The 17,640-nt window shown below is 44.2% G+C and carries 16 protein-coding genes; 2 read left to right on the top strand and 14 right to left on the bottom strand.

The genetic code is table 11. The features are described from left to right. Window positions 1-38: 38 nt before the first annotated feature. The 12 genes from AB6E85_RS15725 to nrfB all read right to left on the bottom strand — a co-directional run bounded on the left by AB6E85_RS15725 (window position 39) and on the right by nrfB (window position 11,655). Window positions 39-1,127: a DUF1513 domain-containing protein gene (locus AB6E85_RS15725; RefSeq protein WP_372143211.1), complete on the bottom strand. Its 1,089-nt coding sequence runs from the start codon at window positions 1,125-1,127 to the stop codon at window positions 39-41. Further along, entirely contained in the window at window positions 1,117-2,178 is a 1,062-nt protein-coding gene (locus AB6E85_RS15720) for an imelysin family protein (protein ID WP_372143177.1), read from the bottom strand. Before AB6E85_RS15720 ends, AB6E85_RS15725 begins: the two co-directional genes overlap by 11 nt. A 159-nt stretch (window positions 2,179-2,337) precedes the next feature. Continuing rightward, window positions 2,338-3,726, bottom strand: coding sequence for a di-heme oxidoredictase family protein (locus AB6E85_RS15715; RefSeq protein WP_372143176.1), 1,389 nt, complete (start codon window positions 3,724-3,726; stop codon window positions 2,338-2,340). Window positions 3,727-3,837: 111 nt separating this feature from the next. Further along, on the bottom strand, window positions 3,838-5,097 hold the full coding sequence (locus AB6E85_RS15710; RefSeq protein ID WP_017063566.1) for an imelysin family protein: 1,260 nt from the start codon (window positions 5,095-5,097) through the stop codon (window positions 3,838-3,840). 177 nt (window positions 5,098-5,274) lie between these two features. Continuing rightward, window positions 5,275-5,871 (bottom strand): GTP cyclohydrolase II, encoded by a 597-nt coding sequence (gene ribA / locus AB6E85_RS15705; RefSeq protein ID WP_017632055.1) that lies wholly within the window; start codon window positions 5,869-5,871, stop codon window positions 5,275-5,277. Window positions 5,872-6,120: 249 nt separating this feature from the next. Continuing rightward, complete coding sequence (locus AB6E85_RS15700) at window positions 6,121-6,297, bottom strand: hypothetical protein (RefSeq protein ID WP_017632056.1); 177 nt, start codon at window positions 6,295-6,297, stop codon at window positions 6,121-6,123. Window positions 6,298-6,386: 89 nt separating this feature from the next. Then, window positions 6,387-6,827, bottom strand: a complete 441-nt coding sequence (gene nrfF / locus AB6E85_RS15695; RefSeq protein WP_372143175.1) for a heme lyase NrfEFG subunit NrfF — start codon at window positions 6,825-6,827, stop codon at window positions 6,387-6,389. Further along, a complete protein-coding gene (locus AB6E85_RS15690) occupies window positions 6,824-7,378 on the bottom strand; it encodes a DsbE family thiol:disulfide interchange protein (protein ID WP_372143174.1) in 555 nt (184 codons plus the stop codon). Before AB6E85_RS15690 ends, nrfF begins: the two co-directional genes overlap by 4 nt. After that, a complete protein-coding gene (locus tag AB6E85_RS15685; RefSeq protein WP_372143173.1) occupies window positions 7,359-9,275 on the bottom strand; it encodes a heme lyase CcmF/NrfE family subunit in 1,917 nt (638 codons plus the stop codon). The genes AB6E85_RS15690 and AB6E85_RS15685 overlap by 20 nt, the downstream gene beginning before the upstream one ends. 128 nt (window positions 9,276-9,403) lie before the next feature. Next, window positions 9,404-10,378: a cytochrome c nitrite reductase subunit NrfD gene (nrfD, locus tag AB6E85_RS15680; RefSeq protein ID WP_019822327.1), complete on the bottom strand. Its 975-nt coding sequence runs from the start codon at window positions 10,376-10,378 to the stop codon at window positions 9,404-9,406. 2 nt (window positions 10,379-10,380) lie between these two features. Next, a complete protein-coding gene (gene nrfC / locus AB6E85_RS15675) occupies window positions 10,381-11,067 on the bottom strand; it encodes a cytochrome c nitrite reductase Fe-S protein (RefSeq protein ID WP_048613593.1) in 687 nt (228 codons plus the stop codon). Window positions 11,068-11,070: 3 nt separating this feature from the next. Next, complete coding sequence (gene nrfB / locus AB6E85_RS15670; RefSeq protein WP_019822323.1) at window positions 11,071-11,655, bottom strand: cytochrome c nitrite reductase pentaheme subunit; 585 nt, start codon at window positions 11,653-11,655, stop codon at window positions 11,071-11,073. 481 nt (window positions 11,656-12,136) lie between these two features. On the opposite strand from nrfB, the gene nrfA reads away from it, so the two are divergent. Further along, on the top strand, window positions 12,137-13,567 hold the full coding sequence (gene nrfA, locus AB6E85_RS15665; RefSeq protein WP_174214341.1) for an ammonia-forming nitrite reductase cytochrome c552 subunit: 1,431 nt from the start codon (window positions 12,137-12,139) through the stop codon (window positions 13,565-13,567). Between the two features lie 125 nt (window positions 13,568-13,692). Further along, window positions 13,693-14,037, top strand: a complete 345-nt coding sequence (locus AB6E85_RS15660) for a rhodanese-like domain-containing protein (RefSeq protein WP_059020620.1) — start codon at window positions 13,693-13,695, stop codon at window positions 14,035-14,037. A 39-nt stretch (window positions 14,038-14,076) separates the two neighbouring features. On the opposite strand, the gene AB6E85_RS15655 is transcribed toward AB6E85_RS15660, so the two are convergent. Both AB6E85_RS15655 and gyrA read right to left on the bottom strand, forming a co-directional pair. Beyond that, a complete protein-coding gene (locus tag AB6E85_RS15655) occupies window positions 14,077-14,706 on the bottom strand; it encodes a tetratricopeptide repeat protein (protein WP_372143172.1) in 630 nt (209 codons plus the stop codon). Between the two features lie 200 nt (window positions 14,707-14,906). Beyond that, window positions 14,907-17,567: a DNA topoisomerase (ATP-hydrolyzing) subunit A gene (gyrA, locus tag AB6E85_RS15650; RefSeq protein WP_048607208.1), complete on the bottom strand. Its 2,661-nt coding sequence runs from the start codon at window positions 17,565-17,567 to the stop codon at window positions 14,907-14,909. Between the last annotated feature and the right edge of the window lie 73 nt (window positions 17,568-17,640).

Below are 17,640 nucleotides of genomic sequence, written 5' to 3'. Positions count from 1 at the left end.
ATAGGAGTAAGCATGTTATTTTTAAGCGGCTTTATAAATCAGATAGAACTCCAATGGTTATCCCACTGGACCGATGATTGCTGAGTTGATTTCTCATAGGGCTTGCGTTGGCTAACCACACTGCCCGCCCCAGAGCTGAGTCGAAATTCTCCATCAAGTAGCACGGCACCAGAGGCATCCGACAGTGCAGACAGCTCGACTAATTCTTTGCTCTCTTTAGACCAAATACCGTAGCAATTCCCTCTTGGCGAGGTCGCGATAATCCAATCATCTGACGCCGCAATGCTTGCGATATAGTGATTAAATCTTGCCCATTGCTCAGGCTCAGCGTTCAGTGATTCAAACTGCCCGCCTTTGGTATGCATCGCCAAAAGCGAAGGATACTCGTCTGGCTCACCACGATATTGCTGACCACAAAGCACGGTTTCAGCACCATCATGGGCTAAGTGTCGAATACTCAGCTTCTTGTCTAGCAATTCAACCTGATCAAGCAACACACCTTCAGGAGAAACATAACTCAAACTCGGTTGCATGGAGTCCAAATTTTTCGGTGTTCTGCCATCAGTATGAACGCCACCAACGCCAATCGCGAGATTACCATCAGGCATGATGATCACTTCATGTGGGCCGATACCGAAACCAGTGAACTCCTCAACCTTACGATAGCCTTGCGCGACATCGTACACGCCAATTACGCCTTGGCTGCTGTCCGTTTTCCCTTCGGTGGCATACAGTAACTTACCATCCAATGAGTAAACGCCATGACCATAGAAGTGGCGGTTTTTACCTTTGACGACCATTTTGATCTGCTGACCACTTTTATAGTCAAACACCATAAAATAGTCACCAGGACGACGAGCAAAAACCACCGCATGTGATGATGTTGGGCAAATTGCTACGCCATGACCACGATCGGGGATCGGAAGTTGGCTCAGTGGCATACCAAATTCGTCAGCCACAACCGCTGAATATTGACCACGACCATTAAGAGCACAACCAATCAACTGGGGATCATTAGATGTGCTCATGCCATCCTTTTGACTTGCACACCCAAATGGAAGAGCCGGAACAGCTGCGCAACCCAGTACGGCCTTGAGTAACGTTCTTCGTGTAGTATCAGTCACCATCGGTAGCATTAAATCCTATTACCACGCCAAGCTCTATCGCTACTTCTTCATGAATCAGGTACTTCAAACGTTCTAGTTTGTTGTATTGAGTCAGCACATCTCGGTAGCCTTCTTTGCTCTGTAGTAGAGTAAACAAGCTAGAATCTGTAGGCCAAGTATCTAACGTTAGAGCGAACTGGGCTGCTACACGATCGGCAAGGTCATTTAAGTCCTTGTCTCTCAATAAACCATCAAGACCATTACCATCAGCTAAGTACAATTTCTCTAGCGCGGCTACGTTCGCTTTCAACTGAGTCATTGAGGTTTGAGCTCGCCAAGATTCAGAGAAATAAGGGCGTGGGTGACCAATTTTAGCCATTGGGCGACTCAGCTTTTTCATGCTGTAATCAAGTTGGTTAGTTAGTAAAGCGATGTATTCAGATTCCCAACGCATCTCGTCTAACGCTAACCAAGGGTTAACCTGCCAAGCCTCAGCAATAGAGGCCGATTTCATCGCCAAGTTTTGTGCGATAGCTGGTGAAGATAGACAGCCAGACGCTTTATCTTGCAGTAGTGGAGATTGCTCGTCGTACAGAGACCACTCCAACGCACCTAACCCTTGAACAGTCACACTCTGCTGAGCAATTTCATCTTGAGACCAAGCTTTATCTTGCTGAGTCAGCTGGCGCATTTTTAGGCCGGTAATGTTCTTTTTGTCTGGCCAGAATTGAACATTCCAGCTCTCTTCTAATGCCGCTGTTGGGCCTCTTTCTTGTCCTTGCAGTGCCATCCAACTGTTCATGGTGAGCTGCCACTGATTTTTCAAAGCATCTAACTCAACATCATTAGTTTGGCAGTACCCTTGCATCAAGACTTCCAGCTCGTTGGCTTGCTTGGCGAATAGGACGGCAGAATTAAACTCCTGCTGATAAACACTGCGACTAATATGATTCGTCGTGTCTGCTTGATAAGAGACACCGTTAACCTCAGATGAAGCGGCTTGCTCACCCGATGATTGACAGCCTGCTATGACTAATACCGATAAAGGCATTAACAAAAATTTATGTGCCATGCTGTTACCTTACTTCCTAGTTTTTCTTTTAATTATATGAGTTCAATAAATATGAAACGACCGCTGACCTCGTATTGCTACAAGTTCAGCGGTAGTCAGTCTTTTGTTAGCGGCTTTCTTAAGTAACTAAGCCGTTGGCTTAACTGAATTCAAGACAGCCTATAATGAGTCCAAAAACGCTAGTAGTGCTTCGCGTTCACTGCTACTCAAAGCTAATACTTTTTGTTTTGCCATTTCTGCTTCGCCACCATGCCAAAGTACCGCTTCCATAACGTTTCTTGCGCGACCGTCATGAAGTAAGAACGTATGACCATTAACTTCTTTGGTATAGCCTAATCCCCAAAGTGGTGTGGTACGCCACTCTTGACCATTAGCAAGATATTCTGGGCGATTGTCGGCTAAACCTTCACCCATATCATGCAGAAGCATATCGGTGTATGGGCTAATCAACTGTTTCGAAAGAGCAGGCAGACCCTCACGTTCTGCTGTGCGAATTTCAGCTTGGTGACAGCTTTGACAACCAATCTCTTTAAACAGCTTTTTACCTTGAACAACCGCTGGGTTCTCGACATTACGACGAATAGGTACCGCGAGATGCTGCGAATAGAACTCAACAAAATCTAAGATGTTGTCGCTAACTTCTGGCTCGCCACCATTTGGGAAATCATCACAGGTTGATTGCGCTGATGTGCAGTTTTCATTCGGGAATAAACTGCTTGTCAGGCCTAAGTCGCCGTTAAATGCCGCCGCGTTTTGCTGCATTAAGTTTGGCTGCCCAGCTTTCCAACCAAAACGACCTAGCACCATTTCATTGGTTTGAACATCAAGAACATAGTTAGCTTTACCCGACACGCCTTGCTTGTCAGCCAATTGCTGCTCTGCAAATCCTAGAATCGTTTCTTGTGGGATACTTTCAAGCAGACCAAGGCCAATCATTGGCGGCGCGACTCGAGCTGAGAATTCTGTTTTAGGGTGCATTTCACCGAAAGCAAGTTCAGTAATCTTTAAAATGGGTTTACGCAGAGTAACGACAGTGCCGTCTTTGAACTCAACAGGAACATCCGTGTAGCTAATATTCACTTTGCCCTCTGGTTTTACACCTTGAAGCGCAAAATCTTGTAGCTGGCCACCGTAGGTCGGTTCTGGAATACCGCCATCACGAATGAAGGCTTGTCTCTGCTCTGGCGTTTCTGCTGGAATGCTTAAGCGAACCAGCATTGAAACCGCATTCTCATCGCCTTTTTCTGGCGCGTGACCACGGCCATCTTTGATGTGGCAATTTTGACAGCCGTTGGTGTTGAACAGTGGGCCAAGTCCATCACGCGCATCGGTTGATGAAGGCGCGGGTACCCAAGGGTTTCTAAAAAAGCTGTTACCTACGCTGAAATCTAAGCGTTTACTCATGGGTAAATTGGCAGCAGGAAGAGAAAAAGCGTTCGCTCCCTCTTTCTTCACGGTCGTTTTGCCACCAGAGTAGGTTTCATGGGCGTGTAGCGGAGATAAGAAAAACAGTGCGGTTAATAGTGAGGCTGAGAGATACGACTTCATACATTGCCTTGCTGTGTTTTTGATTTTAGTTTTTATGTGGAAATGACTTTCTTAATTAGCAAACAATTAAGGGCCCTATGAGAGCCCTTATATTTGTGTTCGCTCGGGTTCTTAGAACTCGTGATCCGCTGTGTCTGGGTTTAGGCTATCAATGCCAATCACACCCGCAGCACGCTCAATAGCAGCTGTTTGAGATACTAGCGCAACAATTGTTTTGTTAACTAGTGCGTTACCCGCAGCGTTGTCAGCAGCGATTAGCTGATCGAAGTGCTGGTTGTTTTTCTCTGCAGACGTTACTAGTTCGCCTACTTGTGCACGCGCTAAGTCAAACTGCTTTTGAATCTCTTTCGCAGCTTGCTCATCTTTTTGCTCTACTAGGTCGAACAGGCTTGGACCTGAAAGCAGAGTACCGTCTTCACGCTTGTATAGACCCGTGTAAACGTTGTAGATGCCTTGCTCGTTGTAGTAGTGAGAGTTGTGCGTGTTATCAGAGAAACAATCGTGCTCGTCTTCAGTAGAGTTTGCTTCTAGTGCAACCTTCATACGCTCACCCGCTAGCTCACCTAGAGACAGTGAACCCATGCCGAACAGCATTTTACGAAGACCATTCTCGCTAGATTCAGAAAGAAGCTCTTGACGGTAGTTGCCTTTCTCGCCTTCAGCCCACTGCTTTTCCATCCACTCTAGGTCTTGAATAAGTAACTCAGCTGATGCTTTTAGGTATGCGCCACGACGGTCACAGTTGCCGTTAGTACACTCAGCACCAACAACGAAATCAGTGTAAGCACGCTCACCTGCACCGCTGTTTGTACCGTTTAAATCTTGGCCCCAAAGTAGGAATTCAATTGCGTGGTAGCCAGACGCTACGTTCGCTTCAGAACCGCCGATCTCGTTCAAGTCTGCGATTAGCTCTGGAGTAATGTTAGTTGCATCAACCGTAGTCTGACCAATTTGGAAAGTCTTATTAGCCACGATGTTTGCGCTAGCGCCTTCGTTACCAAGTTCATATTGGTAATCAGTCGAAACGTAATCAATCAGGCCTTCATCTAGTGGCCATGCGTTTAGTTGGCCTTCCCAATCATCAACAACAGCGTTGCCGAAGCGGAATACTTCTGACTGTTGGTATGGTACGCGAGACTCAAGCCAAGCTTGTTTTACTTGTTCGAAGTTGCCAGCAGAAGGAGAAGCTAAGAAGGTATCAATAGAAGAGTTCAACGCTTTTGCTGTAATTACTGAATCTGCAAACACTGCATGCGCAATATCTGCGTAATGTTCTACAACTTGATCTTGAGTTACTGCTGCGAAAGAAGAAGCAGAGGCAAAAATGAGTGACGAAGTTACGGCTTTTGTCACTAAAGATTTAATGGTCATGAAGCATCCTTGTTGAGCTTTAAATTATTATTCGTAGTAATAGTGCAAACTATTATCATTTACACTACAGATTGGAATAATACAAACTTACAATTTTATTGCAAGATAAATACAAAAAAACCTCACATTTGTGAGGTCTTTGAACATTTTTGTGTTATGCGCAACAAAGGAGGCTAATCAGATATCCAGGTTATGCTTACCGTGTGAGACTTTCGCCTTTAGGTAGCTTTCATTACCCGATTTGATATGAGCAGAGGTATTCACCACTTCTTCAATCTCAATACCAAAGGATTTTAGCTCATTGATCTTCTTAGGGTTGTTGGTGACTAAGCGGATTTTTGTGGTACCTAAAGCGCGTAGCATTTCAGCAGCTTCAGTAAAATCGCGTAGGTCATCGCCAAAACCTAGGTGGTTGTTGGCTTCATAAGTGTTCATGCCTTCGCTTTGCAGACGGTACGCATCGATTTTGTTGTACAAACCAATACCACGACCTTCTTGACGAAGATAAAGGATCACGCCACCCGTCTCACCCATAATTCTAATGGTTTCGTCTAGCTGCTCACCACAGTCACAGCGAGAAGAATGGAAAACATCACCAGTAAGACACTCAGAGTGCATACGAACAAGAGGTATGTCTTGTGTCTTGTCTGCTGATTTAAATATCACAGCAACATGCTCTTTATCTGTTTTCAACCCATGAAAAGACAGAAGTTCAGCATCAATACTGCTTGTTGCCCCTACTTTGAAATCTATTCTGGCACGTACTTCCGCCATAGCTATACTCACTTGAAAATTCGATGTATTTAACGACGCTACATTATATGTCTAGGCAATATTTTGTAGCTAACTATCTAATGATAGACACTATGAGGCTGTTAACAATTTTTTTCAAGGTCGACCTTGTACAAATTGTTATAATATAACAATTATTTTTCAGGTAAGAAAAAACCCCACATTGGGATGACCAACATGGGGTTATAAAGTAAACAGTTGCGGCTAAAACTACACTTTTTTACAGAACGCTCAACTTACTTGAGTTTGCTTCCAGATGACAAGTTGCACCCAAGCATTCTCTAATTCGGTTAGCTCTTCTTGCGTAAGCGTAGAAATGCTCGACTTAGCACTGTATCTCTCTGCCCATTTATCTGACTGGACACGAGTATGGAACTCTTTCTTTAAATTTGAGATTACGTTATCCACAGATACATCCTTATATAGCAGTGCTTAGCCTTTATAATCGGTTAATGTTACAAAATACAGGTCAATTGGTAAACAGTAATACACAATTTTTATGAGCCATTCCTAACACTTTTTACTGATAAATATATAAATAAGAGAAATAATAGGCTCGGTAGCAACCAAAGTAATAGATTTGAAACCTTCATCGCCGGCTTATAAAGTACAAATTCACCAAATCTTTCCGTCATATATTGAGTGATTTCACTATTACTCTTCCCTGCTTTCACCATATTGAACACGACAAGGCGTAAGTCTTTTGCTATCGGTGAGTTGGATTCAATCAGATTTTTGTTTTGACATTGTGGGCAGCGTAACGTTTTCGCCAAGCTAATAGCACGTTGCTGTTGTTCTGGGTTTTCAAACTCAAACAGTTCAACTTGAATACTCGTCTCTTTATTACTGGCAGTAAAAAGATCTTCAGCCATAGTCGGAAGGCTAATCACTAAAAGCGCTGACAGCATAAACAAGGTTTGTATTAGAGACTTCATCATCCATTCACACCATCAAAATACATCGCAAGCTCATCTTTCCATACCGTTTCATTAATCACGCCCAATAGCTTTTTAATGATCTGGCCATTGGCATCAACCAAATACGTTTCAGGTGTGCCGATTACGCCCAACTCTAACGCTAACTTACCTTGCGGGTCACTGATCACGGTTGAGTACGGGTTGCCATCGTTCGATAACACGTTAATCGCAGCCCCAGAGTTATCTCGATAATTAAGCCCAACGATGGGAATGCCTTTATCGTGAAGTTGAAGCAAAAATGAATGTTCGGTTTTACATATCCCGCACCAAGAAGCCCACACATTAACCAGTTGATAAGGATGCTGCGTGACATCAGTAAGCGTAACTTTCTGCTGACCACTGACGCCTTCACTATTTACTAACGCACTCGATGTAAATTCTGGAAATGCCCTTTGTTGTTCAGACACAATGGTCGACTGCTGCTTATTATCAAGCGCAAAGACAAACCCCAGCACCACTATCAATGCTAAGGCAATTAGACTAATTAGCTTGTTACGAACGCTGGTATGCATACTGTGACGCCTTAACGGTTTTCTTTTTACGATAAATCATTGAGAGCAACGTACCTAAAATAGAGAGCAACCCACCAAACCAAATCCAACGAGCATAAGCCTTATATTGAACGCGGAATGCGTAAGCGGTTGAATCCACTTTTTCACCCATGGTGATATAAACATCGCCATGCCAGAACCACTTCATTGCGGGCTCACTCATGTTCATGACTCGAACTTGGTAGTGTCTTCTTTCCGGTGCGATAGAAAAGCTCTGCTCGCCAGACTCTAGGCTGAGTATCGCTTTTTCTCCGGTAAAGTTTGAAGCGACATACAGCTCAGTATCACGATGAGAAAGCGTCCAATCCATGAATTCGACTTCTACACCCGGGCTTAACTTATAGCTGCGCTCAAACGAGTGGTAGCTATTCATGGCAGCACCGACCGCTAACACTGCTACCCCAACATGAGCAAAGGTCATCACCCAGACTTTACGTTGAAACTTGGAACTGTGCGTTACCACCAAGCCATACACATGAGTAAGTAAAACCCAAAATGCGAGTGACCATGTCATTAGTGCCATCACTTGAATCTTCTCTACTTGCAAAGCGTAACAGGCGAACCCGAGACCAATAGATGCTAGAGCGATCAACATAATAACGCCTTTCGATGCTTGAGGCTTAATACTCAGCAATGGGGCAAGGCCGACGACAGCCAACGCAAGCAAAGCCAAAGGTGCAATCAACAGATTAAAGTAAGGTGCACCTACCGATATGTTCCCCAACCCAAGCAGTTCAAAGACCATTGGATAAAACGTACCAAACACCACAACAGCGGTCGCCAGTACAAAAATGAGTACCGCAACTAAGCTCAAAAAACTTTTGCTCGCGAAGCTAGTAATCGGGTTAGATTCAAAAGACTCTCCTCTGATGATAAGCAGAGAAAATGAGCTCACCAGTACCAGAACTAATATAAGAAGCAGTGCGATACCTTTGGTTGGGTCGACAGCAAAAGCGTGTACCGATGTGAGTACGCCAGAACGAACAATAAAGGTGCCTAAGATACTCAAACAAAACGTAATGAAAGCGAGACTGAGAGACCATTTCAGTAACTGTTGTTTGCCCTTAGCAACACCTAGGCTGTGCAGTAAAGCGGTCGAAGTAAGCCACGGCAACAAACTTGCATTTTCAACCGGATCCCAGAACCACCAGCCGCCCCAGCCCAATTCGTAATATGCCCACCAAGAACCAAGAATGATCCCCGCGGTTAAAAAGATCCAAGCGACTAAACACCAACTGCGACAATGGGCAACCCAATCAAACTCAATAGGATCAACCAGCAAAGCGGCAACGGCAAATGCCAACACCACAGAAAAGCCGACATAGCCAAGGTAAAGCAATGGAGGGTGAAAAATCAGACCGACATCTTGCAGCATGGGGTTAAGGTCGCGCCCTTCTAGCGGTAATGTCGCGTTCATTTCAAATGGGTTGGATGCGAATAAGGTGAACCAAGCAAATATCGCGAGCAGTAGATTCATTACCCACAACACACGGCTTTGGTATTCATTTGAATAGTGTTTTTGTAAGGCGATAACGCCAGACCAGATGCTGATTGTCAGCACCCAAAACAGCAACGAGCCTTCATGGCCTGCCCATACGGCTGCTAACTTAAAAAATGAGGGTAATTGAGTATTTGAATGTTCAGCGACGTATAAGATAGAGAAGTCATCACTGACAAAGGCATAGCCAAGCAATGCGACAGAAGTGAGAGAAAACAGCGCATTTGAAAGAGAGAAACTGCGGATTAAACCTAGATTTTGCGTCCGTTTATTTAGCACTTGGTAAAACGAATGCACACCAATAATGCTGCTGAGTACAGCAACCAACACCAAACTAAACAGCCCCAAAGAACCGACCATATCACCTCAATAAGGCTCTACCTGAGCAGAGCCGATCTAAACACGCATCTCATGTTTATTAAGAACATGTTCATTAATTAGCAGATATTTAGTATCCAACATCTGCTCACTAATAAACTTGAGCGAAATTAAGCTATCGTTAACTGCCCTGCATAAAGGACAAAAGTTCGCAGCATTAATACGCCCATTAGGCTTAGTGAAGTCACCGAGAAAATATACACCGAGCTATGGCGGATCGAGGTTGGTGTAACGGCATTCAGCAACAATGGTAGAACCATGCCAACACCGATAACGCCGTACCAGAACCAACTTGCCCAGAAACCACTGCCGATTGCGTTCCATACGGCTTGCTCACTTTGACCACCAGCGAAGATAAGCCCAGTAAAGAAAGTAATCAGAACAAACAACTCAAACATCACGACCGGACGTTCGAACCCATGGATCCATGAAATACTCGGACTATGAGGTGACTCTTTAAAGACCAACACACCAAATAAAATACACGCCGCCGCTCCCGAAGATAAGCTCGAGAATAAGAACAAAATCGGCAGCACGGGGTTATTCAATAGTGGGAAGGTATTTAAAGCCGACAACAAGAATCCTGTATAAGCGGCAAGCATTAGAGCAAGAACAGCTAAGAATATTTCCAAAGCATTCTCAAACACTTCTAATTTGCCAATCCAGTTACCGACGAAATCGAGTCGTCCTTTTAACCATGTTTGGTCATTTAAAAATACGACGATTTGATCTCTAAATATAATGCCGATCCAAAGAAATAAGATCACCATATACACTTGGAATAAGATCACACCCATCGACATCACAGACGTTGGATTATAGAAGATCATGATCTTCCAAAAGGATAACGGTTTTGTCAGGTGGAAAACCAAGATCAGTAGGCCTGAAATGATCCCAAATGGCGCAAGAAAAGCGGTCGCCTTTAACACACCATTATGAGCAGGATCGCCTTCAATGACCTTACGTTTTAGGTAAATGGAGATCATTACGGCACCTGCCGACATCCCCGCGAGAAATAGATAGATAGCTATAATCCAGTCCCATACCACGGTACCAGACTGAAAAGCTGTGTCCCATGCACTCATAATCAGATCTCCCCTTTTTGGTGTGGCACTTTATAGAGTTTTGGTTGAGTACCGAGATAAGCTTTATCTCTGTAAACCACCTCAGATTTAAGCACCTGGTTTATCTCACTCTTAGGGTCATTTAGATCGCCAAATACTAGCGCATTGGTCGGGCAAGATTCGACACAAGCCGGCAACTTCCCTTGTGCAAGATTGGTATCACGACAGAAGTTACATTTATCTGCGGATTTGTTCTCTGGATGGAAAAAACGCACTTGATACGGACAAGCTAACAAGCAGTAACCGCAACCGACACACTTCTCTTGATGAACATCGACAATGCCGGTTTTTTCATCTTTATAGGCTGCACCTGTCGGGCAAACCATCACGCAGGGTGCGTTATCACAATGTTGGCAAGAGTTACGAGTAAAACGGTAATCAACATTTGGATATTCGCCTTGAGGTTCGCTCTTAATAATCTCTAAGCGCGATACACCTTCAGGCACTTTGTTCACTTCACGACAAGCTTCTGTACAAGCGGTGCAACCAATACACGCGGTCTCGTCATGAATCATTCCATAACGTTTAGCCCCATCCTCTTGAACATTGGCCAACGTTTTACGACTTGTCACAGCTGCGGTTCCCGCAACACCTGTGGTAAAAATAACGGCACCCGCGCCAGCTAAAAAGTTTCTTCTTGAGCAGCTCATAGATTACTCCCCTTCTTTCTTCTGGTTGAAGTCTGAATGGCAATCCACACACAGCTTGATGGTTTGCTTCTTATCTAAGCCCAACACCTTTGCTTCTGTCGCATGAACATCATGGCAGTTTGAACACGTTAAATTTTGTGCGTGAACGTCGTGGGTCCAGCTCGCTTCGCGCAGATCATCAGGCTTGTGACAATCGATACACTGGCTATTGGCATCTAAAATTAAGCTAGGATCTAGGTAAACCTTGTCGGTCCCTGGTTGTGATTGAGCCTCACGATACTTCACCACTTTAGGCGCGCCTTCGCGGTGGTCGGGGCTAATAGAACTATGACAGTCAGTACAATTTACTTCACGGCCAAGCAAAGCGTGTGCACTTTCACCATGTGAACCCAATACCGTTTCTTTTGAATCTTTATGGCACTGAACACACTTGTAGTCTTTGTCACGGATTAATTCGACTTCATGTCTTGTTGATTCCCCTACTGGCGTAACAGCAGGCTCAGCAACAGCATGAATGGAATAACCATAGAGGCAGAATGCTAGAAGGGATTTAAGCATTATGACTATGGCCAATTTAATATTGCCCATTTTATCCTTTCCTTATACCGGCATTATTTAACTCTCAACTAAATAATATTCCGGTTAAACAAAAGTACCCTTAAACGATATTATTACCGTTTAAATGATATCAATTCTTATTTTGGATAAGCCACAACGCTTTCTATAGTTAGAATATACCTCTAATTGGGTAATACGAAATTTCGATAGGTTAATCTGTGAACGCAATCACCCTATTTATATCATGGTCAATTTAGGTAATTGATTGTTATATATGATAATAATTCTCAGTTAAATTCTAATTAATCTAACCATTAATACCACTTTAGGGTTATATAGACTTCAACGTGACTAAGGTCACTACCATTAATTGATCTGGGACAATCTATATCCAACACGTAACAAAATGTGTTTGTTTATGAATTAATATAAACAGGAATTCTCCAGTTCTTAATTTGAATAGCAAACTCACAACGCTTGGTATAAAAATCAGTATATTGGAGATATCACTGTGAAAAAGCATTGGATACGTAATTCGGTCACAGCACTATTAATGGTTAGCGCGTCATTAGCAAGCGCGACCAGTTTTGCTGCGTCTGAACAAAAAGAAATTGGCGATCCTCGTAACGATCAGTTCGAGCAAAACCACCCAGATCAATATCATTCATGGAGACAAACTTCAGAAAGCGAAACGATTGAAGACGCACTAAAAGAAGATCCAAACATGGTTATCATGTGGGCTGGCTACGGCTTCGCAAAAGATTACAACAAAGCACGTGGTCACTTTTATGCGATTGACGATGTAAGACAAACGCTCCGTACTGGCGGCCCAACGGACGAAAGCTCAGGCCCTATGCCAATGGCGTGTTGGAGTTGTAAAAGCCCAGACGTAGCACGTGTTATCGAAGAGCGTGGTGAAGACGGTTATTTTGAAGGTAAATGGGCACGTCTTGGCAACGAGATTGTGAATCCTATTGGCTGTGCAGATTGTCACGATACCCAAAGCGAAGGCTTTAAAAATGGTGAGCCAGCACTGAAGGTGACACGTCCTTATGTTGAACGTGCATTTGAAGCGATTGGTAAAAAGTTTGATGAGCAAAGCCGTTTAGACCAGCAAGCTTCTGTTTGTGCTCAGTGCCACGTGGAATATTACTTCACCGGCCCAACCAAAGGCGTGAAGTTCCCTTGGGATCAAGGCACAACGGTTGGCGATATGGAACGCTACTATGATGCAATCAACTTTAAAGATTGGACGCACAAAGTATCGAAAGCACCCATGCTGAAAGCGCAGCACCCAGGTTTCGAAACATGGCGTGAAGGCATCCACGGTAAGAACAAAGTCGTTTGTGCTGACTGTCATATGCCGAAAGTAACCAAAGAAGATGGCACCGTTTATACCGACCATAAAGTGGGTAACCCATTCGACCGCTTCGAAGATACGTGTGCAAACTGTCACACTCAATCTAAAGAAACCATGCGTAACATCGTTTCAAGCCGTAAAGCGCAAGTGTTGAACATGAAGCTGACTGCTGAGAAACAAATCGTAGCCGCTCACTTTGAAGCAGGCGCAGCATGGGAAGCGGGTGCGACCGAGCAAGAGATGGAACCTATCCTACTGGATATCCGTCATGCTCAATGGCGCTGGGACTACGCTATTGCGTCTCATGGTGTTCATATGCACGCTCCTGAAATCGCTCTAGAAGTGCTAGGTACTGCCGTTGACCGCGCAGCCGATGCTCGTACTAAGATTGTTCGTCTACTGGCGAAGAAAGGCATCACTGATCCAATCGAGATTCCAGATATTTCGACCAAAGAAGCGGCTCAAAAAGCGCTTGGAATGGACATGGATAAGATGAACGCTGAGAAACAACACTTCTTAGACACGGTTGTTCCTAAATGGGAAGAGCAAGCTGAAAAGCGTGAAGCCAACTACGAATACTAGTTTCTTCAATTAGACCATTACGTAAAAACCAGTCACACTATTATTGTGTGGCTGGTTTTTTAGGTTTGGGGCAATACACATCAATATCTCCTCCCCAATCCACTCGCCAATTCAAGGAATAGACAATGAAAACCTTACTTTCACTTTCAACATTATGTATCGCACTACTCAGTTCAGGCGTTTACGCTTCTGAGCGTGCTGAGACTGGGTGGGAATTAATAGAGAAAGGTGCATTAGTGGTTGATGTCAGAACACCTGCAGAGTTCGAACAAGGGCATCTAGACAACGCCATCAACTACCCTCTTTCTGAAGTGGCTACTCACTTCGCTAAGATAGATAAAGACCAACCCATTGTTTTGTATTGCCGCAGTGGTAATCGCTCAGGACAAGCCTATCAATTCTTGCAAGCTCAAGGGTTTACCCAAATCCATAACGCAGGTGGGTTGATCGAAATGCAGGAAAGTAAATAACTAAAAACAAACGATTAACGACTAGCGATTATGCCAAGCTTAACGGATCATCTGTTTGGCTTGGTTGATCGAGTGAATAATCGAAACACGATCAATCCCCTTCTGATTGGAATCGAGGATTTGAGTCCATGCATCAATCGCTTGTTGATAGCGCATGCTGATGAAGTGATCGGTCGCAATCAGCATCAATGCCGTACGATCATTAGGATCAAGCTGCAGTGAGTGAGCCAATAACGCATTCACGTCATCGCTCATCGCTTGTGAACTAAGATAGTAAAGTGCCGTTGCTTTGGCTGCATAGAGCCCGGAAGGTGCTTGAGGATCTAATCGAATCGCGTAGTCGTAACAGGTGAACGCTGCATCAAATTCCCCTTTCTGCATATACACACCACCAAGCTTAAACCACAAATCGGATTGATTCGGATCTTGTTTGAGGCTTTGCTGAAGCTCATCTTCGAAATCTGTTGCCGTGTAACTATTGTTATCATCTAAAGGAAGTTGAGGTATCTCTTGTTTCAGTTGAGACCAAACAAACACGCTCAAAGCGACCGCAGTAATCGAAATCACTACATTGCTTTTTAGATGACCGCTGTTTTTGTTCGCCGCAATGACGACCACAATCAAAAACAAGCTCATTAGTACTAACGCAACCAACAACCAGATATCCATTCAACACTCCTTTATATTCACTCCCTACTCTATCGTTTTCATCTCACCTCTATATTGATCAAGGTTTAGCTATCGAGATTTTAGCGATCACGGCTCTGTTATAAAGTCACACCAAGCTTCACAAATAACAGGTAATAAAAAACCGAGCACTTAGGCTCGGTTTTTTCAATAGTAAGCTTAATTACTTAGCGTAACCGAGATTACTCAGTGTCTTGCTCGCTATCACTTTCAGAGTCAGAAGCATCTGATGCTTGCTCTTCACTTGATTCAGCAACGTCAGCATTGATAGTTTCAGCACCAGCTTCTTCAGCTTCGCCTTCTACAATCTCAGCTTCTTCTACTTCGTCGATACGTTGTAGACCTACAACATTCTCGTCTTCAGCAGTACGAATCAGTGTTACACCTTGAGTGTTACGACCAACTTGGCTAACTTCCGCTACGCGAGTACGTACTAGCGTACCTGCGTCGGTGATCATCATCATTTCATCGCCTTCTTCAACTTGAACAGCGCCAACAACTGGGCCATTACGTTCAGAGACTTTGATAGATACTACACCTTGCGTTGCACGGCCTTTCGTTGGGTATTCAGCTAGCTCAGTACGCTTACCGTAACCGTTTTCAGTCACAGTTAGGATATCGCCTTCATTAGAAGGAACAATCAGTGAAACCACTTGATCGTCTTCTGGAAGCTTCATACCGCGAACACCAGAGGCAGTACGGCCCATTGCACGTACTTTGTCCTCGTTAAAGCGAACAACTTTACCCGATTTAGAGAACAGCATGATGTCGCTATCACCGTTAGTGATATCAACGCCAATCAGTGAATCGTCGTCACGTAGGTTAACTGCGATTAGGCCGTTAGCACGTACGTTTGCGAATTGATCCAGTGATGTCTTCTTAACTGTACCGTCACCCGTTGCCATGAAGATGAATTTCTCGTTAGAGAACTCAGAAACAGGCAGGATAGCCGTAATACGTTCACCTTCTTCTAGAGGAAGAATGTTCACGATAGGCTTACCACGAGCAGTACGACTTGCTAATGGTAGTTGGTAAACTTTCAGACGGTATGTCTTACCACGCGTAGAGAAACATAGGATGTTATCGTGAGTATTAGCAACAAGCAGACGCTCAATGTAATCCTCATCTTTCATCTTAGTTGCACTCTTACCTTTACCACCACGACGTTGAGATTCGTAGTCGCTTAGGATTTGGTACTTAACGTAACCTGCGTTAGAAAGCGTTACTACAACGTCTTCTTGAGCAATCAGCTCTTCCATGTCGATGTCATGAACTGCCGCTGTGATTTCTGTACGACGCTCATCGCCATAGATTTCACGTACCGCTTCAAGTTCTTCACGGATAACTTCCATCAAACGCTCAGTGCTTGCAAGAATGTGCATTAGCTCAGCGATTTCTTCTAGAAGTGCTTTGTACTCGTCTAAAATCTTCTCGTGCTCAAGGCCAGTTAGGCGGTGAAGACGAAGTTCTAGAATAGCTTGTGCTTGTGTTTCCGTTAGGAAGTATTGGCCATCGCGGATGCCGTATTGGTCTTCCAACCAATCAGGACGAGCCGCATCAGTACCAGCACGCTCAAGCATTGAAGCAACGTTACCAAGATCCCAACCGCGTGCAACTAAGCCAGCTTTTGCTTCAGCTGGTGTTGGAGCGTTACGGATAAGCTCAATGATTTCGTCGATGTTAGCAAGTGCTAGAGACAGTGCTTCAAGGATGTGTGCACGATCGCGCGCTTTCTTCAGTTCGAAGATAGTACGACGTGTCACAACTTCGCGACGGTGGTCTACGAAGCACTTAAGCATGTCTTTGATGTTGAACAACTGTGGTTGACCGTTGTTCAACGCAACCATGTTGATACCGAAAGTCGTTTGCAGTTGAGTTTGAGCGTATAGGTTGTTTAGAACCACTTCGCCTACTGCATCACGCTTACATTCAATAACAATACGCATACCATCTTTATCAGATTCGTCACGCAGTGCACTGATGCCTTCTACTTTCTTATCTTTAACCAGTTCAGCAATCTTCTCGATCAAACGAGCTTTGTTTACTTGGTAAGGGATCTCAGTAACGATAATGGTTTCTTTACCATTCTTCTCTACTTCGATATCCGCTTTTGAACGCATGTAAACCTTACCGCGGCCAGTCTTATAAGCATCAACGATGCCTTTACGACCACTGATAAGTGCTGCTGTTGGGAAGTCAGGACCAGGAATGTAGTCCATTAGCTCATCAATAGTGATCTCTTCATTATTGATGTAAGCCAAACAGCCATCAACAACTTCACCAAGGTTATGTGGTGGAATGTTGGTAGCCATACCTACTGCGATACCAGAAGCACCGTTTACCAATAGGTTAGGAATTTTTGTAGGAAGTACTGCTGGAATTTGTTCTGTACCATCGTAGTTCGGTACGTAGTCCACAGTTTCCTTATCAAGGTCAGCCAGTAGCTCGTGAGCAATTTTCGCCATACGAACTTCGGTATAACGCATTGCAGCCGCGGAGTCGCCATCGATAGAACCAAAGTTACCTTGGCCATCAACTAGCATGTAACGCAGTGAGAACGGTTGAGCCATACGAACAATTGTATCGTATACAGCACTATCACCATGCGGGTGGTATTTACCGATTACATCACCTACTACACGAGCAGACTTTTTATATGGTTTGTTCCAATCATTACCTAGTACATTCATCGCGAACAAAACGCGGCGGTGTACTGGTTTTAGGCCATCACGCACATCTGGAAGGGCACGACCAACGATGACGGACATCGCGTAGTCTAGGTATGAACCTCTAAGCTCATCTTCAATATTTACGGGCGTGATCTCTTTCGCTAGATCGCTCATAGAGCCATTTTCCCTCTATAGTCAGATCGTATTTTTGAATACGTATAAGACCGAAAAATATAACACAAATTTA

The organism is Vibrio sp. 10N.247.311.51 (genome assembly GCF_041467855.1).
GTDB classification, from domain to species: Bacteria; Pseudomonadota; Gammaproteobacteria; order Enterobacterales; family Vibrionaceae; genus Vibrio; species Vibrio coralliirubri.
Note: the sequence above shows the minus strand (reverse complement) of the source record. Positions and strands in the feature narration are given on the sequence as shown.